We start from the raw sequence: 11,708 nt of genomic DNA, 5'->3' as shown, positions 1-11,708 counted from the left end.
GAAATTGCCGATGCCGCGGTCGATGAAGTATCCGACCAGGGCCGCCGCCGCCAGTACGATTATGGGCCGACGAATCTTCTTGAACGACTGCTTCTTGTGTTCATCTTTATTTTCATCGTGCCGCTTCATGAACGACACCGCGAAGACGGGGTTCATCACATAAGCCACGAACAGCGACGACATCAAGGTTAGAATCAGCGTTAAGGGCAGGAATTTCATAAATTCACCCACAATGCCCGGCCAAAACAATAGTGGGAAGAAAGGCGCAATGGTCGTCAGCGTACCTGAAAGTACCGGAATAAACACTTCACCCGCTGCCGCTTTCACGGCTTGCGTTATGGACCAGTCCTTGTGCTGATTGAATAATCGGTGCGTGTTCTCGATCACCACGATAGCATCGTCCACCACGAGACCTATCCCAAGGAGGAAGGCGAACAGCACAATGGTGTTGAGTGTGAAAGCGGTACCGACGATTGGCCCAATGATGGGCATCAATGTGAACGCAACCAGCGCCGACAGAGGCACGGCAAGTCCTACAAAGATGGCATCGCCGACACCCATAAAGAACATTAGTACAAGTACTACGAAGATAAAGCCGAGGATTACGGTATTCACCAAGTCGTGCAGTTCCGCCCGCGTCCGCTCCGACTGGTCAGCGGTGATCAGAATGTCGAGTCCCTGCGGAAAACGCGTTTCCTCGAAATCGGCAATCGTTTTCTCAATGCGGTCGGAAGCAGCGATCAGGTTGGCTCCGGCGCGTTTGATTACGTTCAGCGTGATGACGGGCTTGTTGTCGAGCCGAGCGAAGTCCTGCTGCTCCTCGAAGTTGTCGCGTACTTCCGCTACGTCGCCCAGCCGAAGTACCGCTCCCGTACTGGTTCGGATGCGCAGGTCGGCTATTTGATTGACGTCTGAAAACTCACCCTTCACGCGCAGCGTGCGGCGCACTCCGTCCACGGGCAAATCGCCGCCCGAGACGTTTACGTTTTCACCCTGTACTGCCGACTGAATATCGAAAAAAGAAAGTCCGGCCGCCTGCATCCGAGGCAGGTCGACATTAATTTGAATTTCCCGGTTCAAGGCCCCTACGATGTCCACGCGGCTGATCTCAGGCATGGCCTCAATGGCGTCCTGCAAGTCCTCGGCGTACTCTTTGAGTTGCTTCAAGGAATAGTTGCCCGCAATATTAATGTTCATGATCGGAAACTCCGAGAAGTTCACATCCTGCGCCGTGGGGCCGGAGTCAAGCTTCTGCGGCAGATCGCGTTTGGCCTTATCGAGGGCGTCGCGCACCCGCTGCAGAGCGTCCGAGACATCCACGTCGGGATTAAACTCCACCAAAATCACCGACACGTCCTGTAAGGCATTAGACTTGATGCGCTTGACGCCCGAGATGGACTTCAACTGCTTCTCGATGGGCTTGTTGATGGTATTTTCCACGTCCGCCGGAGCAGTACCGAAGTACACTGTGTTGATGTACACCTGCGGTATCTTGATGTCAGGAAACTGCTCCTTCGGCAGCGTATTGTACACCAACAGCCCCGCCAGCGTGATGATGAAGGTAAAAATGTAGATCGTCGTCCGGTTCTCTACGCACCAGTTGGTGAAGGACAGGGTTTTGTGATCGTCTAATTTATGATCGTCCGATTTCATAAGGGTAGTTTTTCATTAGGTCAAAAGGTTAAACGGTAAAAGGTTAAACGGTGCCTTATGACTTCTTTCTTGACGAGAAGACCTTTAATCTTTTAACCCTTAACCGTTTGACCCCAAAAATAATTATGCTTTTAACTTAAAACGTCACCACCTGCCCATCCGCCACGTCCTGGTAGCCTTGGGTGATGAGTTCGTCACCGGCTTTCAGGCCCGCCAGGATTTCCACCTGTCCGTTGTAGGTCAGGCCCGTTTTTACCGTGCGTGACTTGGCCACCTTTTTTCCACCCTCATTTTCGGCCACATACACAACTGTGCCGTTTTCGGTACTTTGGATTAAGTTTTGGTCGATGACGAGGGCATCTTTTCTGGTGGCATCGTTGATCTGAACCTGAGCCAGCATATTGGGTTTGAGCGAATTGCTCGAAGGTAAGTTGGCCTCGATACGGAACGTCCGCGTCAGGGGATCGACCGTCGTGCTGACGAAGGTGATGCGGGCTTTGTATTCCTGATCTAGATCGGGGAATTTGACGATCACCTCGTCGCCCTTTTTGACACTCGCCACATAGCTGTCCGATACCTTTGCCACGATTTTCAGATTGCTCAAATTCACGACCCGCGCAATGGGCATCCCGGGCGAGGCCATTTCGCCCACTCTGGCAATGACCTGATCCACCACGCCGCTGATTGGGGCGGCAATATTAGACTGCCCAAGCTGCGTGTTCAGGGTAGCGATTTTCTTTTCCAAGGCCTCCTTATTGTTCTTGGCTTGTAAGTACTGAATCTCGGTGCCAATTTTTTGCTCCCACAACCGAGATTGTTTTTCGTACACCGTGTTGGCCAACGACAATTGGTTTTGCACTTCGGCGATCGATTCCTTCATGATGCTGTTGTCCACGCGGGCCATCGTCGCGCCCTGCCGTACGTTGTCGCCTTCCTTCACTAGGACCGACGTCAGGACGCCGCCCGATTTTGGGCTCACCATCACGCTGTTCTTTGCGTCCACCGTTCCCTGTACTTCCACATAATGCTGGAAGTTTTGGCTCAACACCGGCGACACCGTCACCGCCTTGGCGCGGTCCTCGCGTTTATTGGTTGTGTCAAGCTTGGCAACCTCAGTTTCCAGCGCTTTAATTTTTTGATTCAACTCGCTCTGCTCGCCTTTGAGCTTAGTCAGCTCGGCCTGTTTTCCGGCCAGACTGTCATCGTTTTCGCCGCCGCAAGCCAGTAGCAGAAAAGTAGTAACGGCAACGATTAGTATGTTGTTTGTTTTCATTATTTTAAGGCAATTGTGGTGTAAAAAATGATGAGAGGGTTGAATTTTTTATCTGTTCACCCCATGTCTAATCCAGGATTAAACTACTCCGCTCCGTATAATTCCCCCCTGGCCTTCGACAAATCGACCTTAGCGATCAGCACGTCGTACAGAGCAGCGAAGTAGTTGGTCTGGGCTTCTTTCAGGGATGACTCGGCGTTGATGACCTCGATGTTAGAGCCGACGCCTTCCTGATATTTGATCTTTGACACGCGCACGACCTCTTCGGCCAAATCTACGTTGCGCTGTTGTGTCCCGAGGGTTTCGAGGGAGTTGCTGAGCGTGATGTTGGACTGCTGTACCTGCAAGTCGATGGACTGCGAGAGCAGGTCGCGGCTTTGATTCAGTTTGTCGAGGGTAAATTGCGCTTGCTGTTGCTGAAACTTCTTGGTGAAACCATCGAAAATCGGGATCTGGACATTCAGGCCAATAGCAGAACTGTTAAACCATTTCTTGCCAAAAACATCCCCAAAACTATTGCGTCCTGTGTTGTATCCATAAGAAGCAAAAGCCGAGACAGTGGGCAGATAGCCCGAGCGGATTCTTCTTATGTCGAGTTGAGCCAGTTCGCCCTGTGTGTTGAGCAGCGAGTATTCTATTCGCTTGCCGTAGTCTACGGCGTTGCTGGTGGGAGCGGGTAGATTGTTAGCGTCGCTTTCGTCCACAATGTCGGTCAGGAGAATTTGGTCAGTCAGTGGCATTCCCATCTGGAATTTGAGCAAAGTGTAGCTCAACTCAATAAGATTTTGCACCTTTTGCCGCTCCGTTTTGAGATTATTTAGCTGCACTTCCAGGCGATCCACGTCGATTTTTTCCACAAAGCCCGCCTCAAAGGTCGCCCGTGTGTCACGCATCAGCGTGTCGAGCCGCTCGATATTTAAATCAAGCACTTTGGCCCGTTCCACAGCTACTTGCGCAGAGTAGTAAGCTTTGGTCACAGCTTCGGCTACGTTTACCTTCGACTGAACTACGTTTTTCTGGGCCAGTTCGCGGTAGGTTGCCGCCGCTTGCAGCCCCACAAGGTAAGTGCCGCTGAAAATAAGCTGGTTCAAGGTAGCTCCGGCGTTTCCGAGGTACTTCGCCCCGAATTGGACTGGAACGGGAGGATCGTCGGGTTTGCCACCAGCCACTACGGCGGGCAAGAAAGCCGTTTGAATGATGAGGTTGTGTGTCAAGCCAGCCTGGACGTTCACCTGCGGCAAACCCGTCGCCCGGATTTCGCCAATGCGAGACTCGGCCGATTTCGCATCGATCTGGGTATTCTTAATATTAAGATTGTTATTAATCGCATAATCGACGGCCGCTTCCAGCGTGTAGGGCGTTTGGGCGCGGGCAGGAAAAGCGCCCAGTAGCCCGGCAAGGGCCAGCAGTCCGATTGATTTTATGATGGCTACTCGTTTCATGATTGATTGACTTCTTGTGCTGATTTTTCTGCGTAATTGTTATAGACTTCGAACCCCTGGGCGGTGAGGATGCCACGCAGGAAATGGTGGATAAGCTGCGTATGCACTTCGATCATGGCAAACTTCTGCGGTGGGAAAATTGCGGGATCGAAAGCCATCTCGATCTGTTCCACCCGCATTCGGGCCAGAACGTCCACGTCGATATCGTTGCGATAAAGCCCTGCGGCTACGCCCCGTTGCAGGTTGCCGCTGATACTTTGAATAATGTGTTCATGCTTGTGTTTTTGGAATGACGCCCAAGCCTTAGGATGGTACTTTTTCAAATCATTTAGTAACACGGGATTCATCGTGGCAAAACTTGCCCGCATATAATCTGATGTCCGCATCACCTCCTCAATCGGGTCATTGGCTTCGGCTTCCAGACGATCTATGTCGCACTGTTCGCTATTCAGCTCAATCTCCACAACCTCCTTCACAATGGCGTCCTTATCGCTAAACTGCTGGTAAATCGTCTTTTTCGAGATGCCCAGTTCCTTGGCGATGTCGTCCATCGTGACACTCTTGACGCCATAGCGCCAGAACAAATCCACGGCTGATTTCAGTATCCTATCTTTCACGCTGCAAAGTTGTAGTTTTCAAAGGAGAAAAACTAAGGAAACTTTGAAAAGATTCTAAGTTTCTGTATTTTTTTCAAGAAACTTAGAGGAATCCGAATGTTTATATCTTAAAACCTTCTTTCAACAATCTGTTGTTCAGAGCGATATAAGCAGACTCTCTAACGGCACTTCATGATAATTTTATTGCCTGGCAGTAAATGGACTGTTCAATAAAATATTAATAATATGTTCAATTTGTATTATATATAGATAATGTTGGAAACTCCACCTTTCGGATACAGCTATTTTGGTCCGCTAATTTGGCGACTGCAAATGTATAGACAAGCACTGCCCGACTGCAATCGAAACTTTACCAAGACAGCCACAAGACGGATGAACACAGGAAAATTCGGGATGAAATTCAGTCACCGGAATGATTTAGAAAAGAAATGCGTTTGGAAAAAGCATGCATTTTGGGCAATTTTGCCGCCCCTCAGCGCACTTCACTACCAGCCATTCAATCACCCTTTGCCCTGTAATAAAGAATGAAAAGCTACATTGACCTGATTCAGCAGACGTTTGAGTTTCCAACGATGGAATTCCACGTTAACGAGGACAACGAACTGCTATTCAACAATGTACCCCTGATGGACATCATCGAGGAACACGGTACGCCTCTGAAACTCAACTACCTTCCCAAAATCGGCGAACACATCGAAAACGCGCGGATGTTTTTCCGCAATGCCATCAAGCGTTTCAACTACAAGGGGGGCTACACCTATTGCTATTGCACCAAGTCGTCGCATTTCAGCTTTATCCTGGAAGAGGCGCTCAAGCACAATATCCACCTTGAGACATCATCGTCGTTCGACGTACCTATTATTCGGGAATTGTATCGTCGCGGTAAAGTCAGCAAGTCCACCTACATTCTGGCCAATGGTTTCAAGCGTCCGCTCTACACGCAGTACCTCAGCGAGTTGATCAACGAAGGCTTCAACGCCATTCCTATTCTGGATAATTTAAAGGAGATTGAAGCCTACGAAAAGTCGACTACGGCGGAGTCGGTGAATTTCGGTATCCGCATCGCGACCGACGAGGAGCCGAACTTTGCGTTTTACACTTCGCGGTTGGGCATTCGTTACAATGACGTCAATCAGTTATATAAGGATAAGATCGAGCCGAACCCGCGTTTCAAGCTGAAGATGCTGCATTTCTTCATCAACTCGGGTATTAAGGACAGCGCGTATTACTGGAGCGAACTGACGCGCTTCATGTTCAAATACTGCGAGATGCAGAAGATGTGCCCCGATTTGGATTCTATCGATATCGGCGGTGGATTGCCCATTCAGACATCGTTACAGGCGGGTTTCGACTACCAGCAGATGATCGACGAGATTATTGAGAATGTGCAGTGGATTTGTAATAAGAATAACGTTCCGGTACCGCACATTTTTACGGAATTTGGCAGCTATACGGTCGGCGAAAGCGGGGCGGTAGTGTATAAGGTCATCGACAAAAAGCTCCAAAACGACAAGGAGCTGTGGTACATGATCGATGGCTCGTTCATCACGCAACTACCCGATTCCTGGGGCATGAACCAGAAGTACATCATGCTTCCCATCAATAACTGGGATAACCCCTACCAAAAAGTCAACCTTGGCGGTTTGACCTGCGATTCGCAGGATTTTTACAACTCCGAAATGCACAGCTCGGATCTGTACATGCCAATCATTAGCGACGACGAGACGCAGTACATCGGGTTTTTCCATACGGGAGCCTACCAAGAGTCGCTGGGCGGCTATGGCGGCATTCAGCACTGCCTGATCCCCGCCCCCAAGCATGTACTGGTCGACCGCGACGCCGAGGGAAAAATCACGACGCGTGTTTTTGCCAACGAGCAGGACAGCGAGAGTATGCTCCGAATCCTGGGCTTTCGCGACGAATCCTACGTGCAGCCGCTGCCTCCGTCGGACGATGATGACGATGACAACGCGCCTGAAAACAAAAGTGGCAAACCGAAAAATGGCGTAGCCGAAGCCATCGCTCCAAGTAAGCCCAAGCCCGCTACGAAAGCGGAAGAAATAGAAATGGCTGAGGCGAAAAACTAGTAGTTGGCATAAGCAACGCGTAATTTGTTCGTTATAAGACCGCTATCGTTTTCGACCAAGATTTGAAAAAAATTCGGTACAGTATTTGTTCTGGTAGGAACAAAGCCCCAGACTTTCAACTAACTTTTTTATAAAAATGAAAAAATTGTTCGCCCTCGCGGTCATCGGAGGTATGCTCTTCGCCACTTCTTGCACCCGCAAGCAATGCCCCGCGTACGGCTCAACTCAACCCGTTGAGCAACCTGCCACGTATCGGGTATAAATCGATTACTACCCTGTATCACCCAGAGCTGCCCGTGCAGTCAAGGGGTTTCCTTCCTACTTAATTTACGTCTCTGAATGAAAGCTACGTTTTCACGCCCAGAGTTTCACAGCGAATCCAAGGCGATGTCAGCGCGGTACTGGCACCCTAGCACCCGTTCTCTCCAAAAACCCGTTCAACTTTCCTCGTAACTCCTGCCGTTTTTTCGGCAGCCGGACGGCGACGTTACGCGTCTCGTCTATGTCATCTTTAAGGTTATAGAGCTCGTCGGAATCATCTTCGTAGTTGTGAATTAGCTTCCAGTAGCCGCTACGGACGATATTATAAGGCGTCACTTCTTCGTAACGGTAGTGCGGAAAATGCCAGAACAAATCCCGGGTTGGCAGCGGCTTACCCGTGCGCAGGTGGCTAAGCAGGCCCACGCCGTCGTTGGGAATGGCGCGGTCAGGCTGCACTCCCGCAGTTTCCAGTATCGTGTTGAAAATATCCATCGTAATGGTCGGACTACCCGACACGCGAGGAGCGATTTGGCCCGGCCAACTCACAATCAGCGGCACCCGAATGCCGCCTTCGTAGGGAAAACCCTTGCCGCTACGGAAGGGCGGATTGTTTGTAATCGGATTTTTTTGGTTCCCTTCCAATCCACCATTGTCGGACGTGAAAATCACCAGCGTATTTTCTAACAAACTCTGTGCTTTCAGTTCGGCCAGGATGCGGCCTATGTTTTGATCCAGGCTTTCGATCATGGCGGCGTACACCGGATTGCCCTGACCCTTAGCGGCTGGTTTGGCCTTGTATTTAGCGATAAGCTCCGGCTTGCCGCCCAGCGGCGTGTGTACGGCGTAGGGTGCGTAGTTGATAAAGAAAGGCCCGTTTTTATTTTTACGAATCAGGTCGATCACTTCGTCGCCCTCGCGGTCGGTTAGGTATTCGCCCGTTTTGCGCGGTGGCAGATTTGGAATCCCCTTGGTTCTGCCGTTTTCGTAGGGGTCAAAATAGGAAGGCGGCTGGCCGAAGTCACAGCCCCCAATGTTGACGTCGAAGCCCTGTTTGTCGGGGTAGTGTGTTTCCAAACCTAGGTGCCATTTGCCGATAAAAGCCGTGAAGTACCCTTGTTCTTTCAAGTACTCGGCGGTCGTTTTTTCCGAAAGGGGTAGTTCAAAGGGAATGGGGGGCACGATTAGCCTTTGGGTTAAATCGCGCTCGTATTCCTTCTTATTCTTGCCGTCGTACCGCGCCTCAGCGTTTTGGAAGCTCGCCCGAATCCAGTCAGTAATGCCCGTGCGGGCGGGGTACTTGCCAGACATCAGAGCCGAACGCGAGGGCGAACAAATCGCTGCCGCCGCGTAGGCGTCCGTGAATCTTACGCCGCTGGCGGCAAGGGCGTCGATGTTCGGCGTCTCGTAGTATTGGCTGCCGTAGCTGCTCAGGTCGGCCCAGCCGAGGTCATCGACGAAGATAAGGAGGATGTTGGGAGGAGAGGCTTGGGATTGTGATGGAAGAGCGGCATCCGGCTTTTTCCAAACAAAAGCTACCAAAAGAGAGGCCATTCCAAGGCAAAACAGTAAACCAAGTACTTGTACGGTCTTCTTCATTTTTTTGAATTCAACTAAAAAGGTTTCTTTTGTAAAAAACACAATTTGCGGAAATGCCTACTCAAATACAAGAAAACACCTCCACCCTCTTCCTCCTCCCCACCGTCCTGGCCGAAGGTACAGCGGCGCAGGTACTTAGTCCGCAGGTGACGGAGGTCATCGGCCGGCTCGACTACTTTTTCGCCGAAGAACTCCGTACCGCCCGCCGCTTCGTGAGTAGTTTGCGGCTAGGTCGCGTGATTCAGGATTTGACATTCTACGAATTGAACAAGAAAACACCCGAAGCCGACACCGCCGCCCAACTTAGTGAACTACCCACCGGACAAGATATTGGGGTACTTTCGGAAGCGGGCTGTCCCGGCGTAGCTGATCCCGGTGCGGTGGCCGTGCGGCTGGCGCACGAGATGGGCATGAAAGTGGTGCCGCTGGTAGGACCGTCGTCTATACTGCTGGCGCTGATGGCCTCAGGACTCAGCGGGCAGTCGTTTGCGTTTCACGGGTACCAGCCCATCGACAAAAAAGAGCGACGGAAGGCTTTGCTTGATTTGGAAAAAGAAGGGTACGAGCGCCGCCAAACCCAAATATTCATGGAAACGCCCTTTCGTAACAACCACATGCTGGAAACGATCCTCGCCGCCTGCCAGCCCGAAACGCTCCTCTGCGTGGCCAGTAACCTGACTGCTCCCGAAGAATATGTCAAAACTCAGACCATCGGATTGTGGCGTAACCGGGCGCGGTCCGAGCACAAAATTGACTTGCACAAGCAACCGACGATTTTCTTGTTGGGCTAGTTTGTCTTACTTGTTTCTTGGAAAACTGATAATTGAATTGTACGTTTGTGATGTGGCTCCTGGCGGGCCGCATTTATTTTTGAAGTAATACTCTACTAAATTACTATACTAAATAGACTTTTGGAAGCCCCTTCTCTTGATACGTCTATTCAGCAAGCAGCGGCAAATGTCGACTGGCAGCCTCTGAATGCTGTCAAGATAGCCACGGGTGATCCGGTAGAGGATCGTAGATTGGCCACATTGGCGCGGACGCAGGGCTTCGCAGTTTTCATGCCCGACTTGCCCGAGGAGTCTGATGCCGTTTTTGCCAACGCAATTTACAAGACTGCAATTGATAAGGAAATTTTAATCTCTCCTGAGAATAGTACAAATTCCTTTTCAGCCTTCAAGAAAATTTCCGGCCGTCTTTCGGAAGTAGTTCTGCGGCAGCGCAGCCGAACCGAAATTGCGGTCAACATTTTCTCGGCCCTGGCCTTGATGGTGATTGGTCACCTGATTTTCAGCTACGCCAGTTTGGATCGACTGGGTTTGGTCTGGACGAGCTTGCTGGAGGACGAGGATTTTTTTTATTATTTGATGGGCGGCTTTATTGCCCAGATGATCGATGGGGCGCTGGGCATGGCGTACGGCGTCACGGCCACCACGTTCTTGCTCACGCTGGGTGTACCGCCCTCGGTAGCGAGTGCGAGCGTTCACTCTTCGGAAATTTTCACCAGCGGCGTGTCGGGCTATATGCACCTGAAATTCGGAAATGTGAATAGTAAGCTGTTCAAAACCTTACTCATTCCCGGCGTTGTCGGGGCTATTTTAGGAGCATACATACTTACATCACTAGAAGAATACGTGTATATTATCAAGCCCATTGTAGCAGTTTACACCCTGATTCTGGGGATTTTAATTATTAAAAAAGCCCTCAAAAAGCGCATCGAAAAACGACCATTCAACAAAATTGGTTGGTTAGCCATGCTGGGTGGCTCAATGGACGCGATCGGCGGCGGCGGCTGGGGACCGATTGTTTCCTCCACACTCATCGCGCGCGGGCGGCATCCCAAGTACACCATCGGTTCGGTGAATCTGACGGAGTTTTTCGTCTCGCTGGCTAGTTCGGTAACGTTCATCACGCTGATCGGCTTTTCGCACTGGCAGGTCATTGTGGGACTCGTTTTGGGTGGCATGGTGGCTGCCCCGATTGCCGCTAATCTGTCGCGGCGGCTACCGATTAAGACAATGATGATTCTGGTCGGAATCGTGGTAATTGTGGTAAGTTTGAGGATTATTTACATGGTAGTCCTTAATAACATCTAGTAGTACCCAATGAAGAAGCAAACCAAGGCCATTCGCACCCAGACCCCGCAAACGCACTTTCGGGAGCATTCTACCCCGCTTTTCCTAACCAGCAGCTTCACTTTTGAAACTGCCGAGCAGGGCAAAGCGCTTTTCGACGAAACGGAGCAAGGAAATCTGTACAGCCGTTTCTCGAATCCCAGCGTGCAGGAGTTTGTGGATAAGGTATGTATGTTGGAAGACTGCGAAGACGGCGTGGCCACTGCCACGGGTATGGCGGCGGTATTTGCCAGCTTTGCCGCTCACCTGCAAGCGGGCGACCATATCATCGCCAGCCGCGCACTGTTCGGTTCGGCGCACCAGATTATCACGCAAATTCTCAGCAAATGGAACATCACGCATACCTACCTCGACGCCTCGGCTCCCGAAGCAGATTGGGAAGCCGCTGTGCTGTCTAATACCAAAATGGTGTACATTGAAACGCCCTCGAATCCTGGCCTGGAACTGGTCGATATGGCGATGATTGGTAAGCTTTGTAAAAAGCACAAGTTGATTTTCAATGTGGACAATTGTTTTGCCACGTCCGCGTTGCAAAATCCCGCCGAGTTCGGAGCGCATTTGGTAGTGCATTCAGCCACGAAGTTCATGGACGGGCAAGGCCGGGTGCTGGGAGGCATAGTTGTTGGCACCAAAGAGCACATCAA

Annotated in this window: 10 protein-coding genes; 5 read left to right on the top strand and 5 right to left on the bottom strand. The window is 50.9% G+C overall.

What is annotated here, in order from left to right:
* From ACEW8P_RS09485 to ACEW8P_RS09470, 4 genes are all read right to left on the bottom strand, one after another.
* Window positions 1–1,653 (bottom strand): efflux RND transporter permease subunit (locus ACEW8P_RS09485; RefSeq protein ID WP_373512845.1); only part of this gene is annotated, 1,653 nt, incomplete at its 3' end.
* A 136-nt stretch (window positions 1,654–1,789) separates the two neighbouring features.
* Entirely contained in the window at window positions 1,790–2,926 is a 1,137-nt protein-coding gene (locus ACEW8P_RS09480) for an efflux RND transporter periplasmic adaptor subunit (RefSeq protein ID WP_373512844.1), read from the bottom strand.
* A gap of 83 nt (window positions 2,927–3,009) precedes the next feature.
* Window positions 3,010–4,368, bottom strand: a complete 1,359-nt coding sequence (locus ACEW8P_RS09475; RefSeq protein WP_373512843.1) for a TolC family protein — start codon at window positions 4,366–4,368, stop codon at window positions 3,010–3,012.
* Complete coding sequence (locus ACEW8P_RS09470) at window positions 4,365–4,985, bottom strand: TetR/AcrR family transcriptional regulator (RefSeq protein ID WP_373512842.1); 621 nt, start codon at window positions 4,983–4,985, stop codon at window positions 4,365–4,367. The genes ACEW8P_RS09475 and ACEW8P_RS09470 overlap by 4 nt, the downstream gene beginning before the upstream one ends.
* Before the next feature lie 524 nt (window positions 4,986–5,509).
* Between ACEW8P_RS09470 and ACEW8P_RS09465 the strand changes: the two genes are divergently transcribed.
* The gene (locus tag ACEW8P_RS09465) at window positions 5,510–7,072 is read left to right on the top strand and encodes an arginine decarboxylase (protein WP_373512841.1); all 1,563 of its coding nucleotides are present in this window, start codon (window positions 5,510–5,512) and stop codon (window positions 7,070–7,072) included.
* 136 nt (window positions 7,073–7,208) lie between these two features.
* Window positions 7,209–7,334 (top strand): hypothetical protein, encoded by a 126-nt coding sequence (locus ACEW8P_RS09460; protein WP_373512840.1) that lies wholly within the window; start codon window positions 7,209–7,211, stop codon window positions 7,332–7,334.
* A 128-nt stretch (window positions 7,335–7,462) separates the two neighbouring features.
* Here ACEW8P_RS09460 and ACEW8P_RS09455 read toward each other — a convergent pair whose 3' ends face one another.
* A complete protein-coding gene (locus ACEW8P_RS09455) occupies window positions 7,463–8,929 on the bottom strand; it encodes a sulfatase (RefSeq protein ID WP_373512839.1) in 1,467 nt (488 codons plus the stop codon).
* A gap of 53 nt (window positions 8,930–8,982) precedes the next feature.
* On the opposite strand from ACEW8P_RS09455, the gene ACEW8P_RS09450 reads away from it, so the two are divergent.
* From ACEW8P_RS09450 to ACEW8P_RS09440, 3 genes are all read left to right on the top strand, one after another.
* A complete protein-coding gene (locus tag ACEW8P_RS09450) occupies window positions 8,983–9,720 on the top strand; it encodes an SAM-dependent methyltransferase (RefSeq protein ID WP_373512838.1) in 738 nt (245 codons plus the stop codon).
* 120 nt (window positions 9,721–9,840) lie between these two features.
* Window positions 9,841–11,025, top strand: coding sequence for a sulfite exporter TauE/SafE family protein (locus ACEW8P_RS09445; RefSeq protein ID WP_373512837.1), 1,185 nt, complete (start codon window positions 9,841–9,843; stop codon window positions 11,023–11,025).
* A gap of 9 nt (window positions 11,026–11,034) precedes the next feature.
* The coding region (locus tag ACEW8P_RS09440; RefSeq protein WP_373512836.1) for a PLP-dependent aspartate aminotransferase family protein at window positions 11,035–11,708 on the top strand (674 nt) is incomplete at its 3' end.

It is taken from the genome of Persicitalea sp., from assembly GCF_041751555.1.
GTDB lineage: Bacteria > Bacteroidota > Bacteroidia > Cytophagales > Spirosomataceae > Persicitalea.
This window is presented reverse-complemented; position numbering and strand designations above follow the sequence as displayed.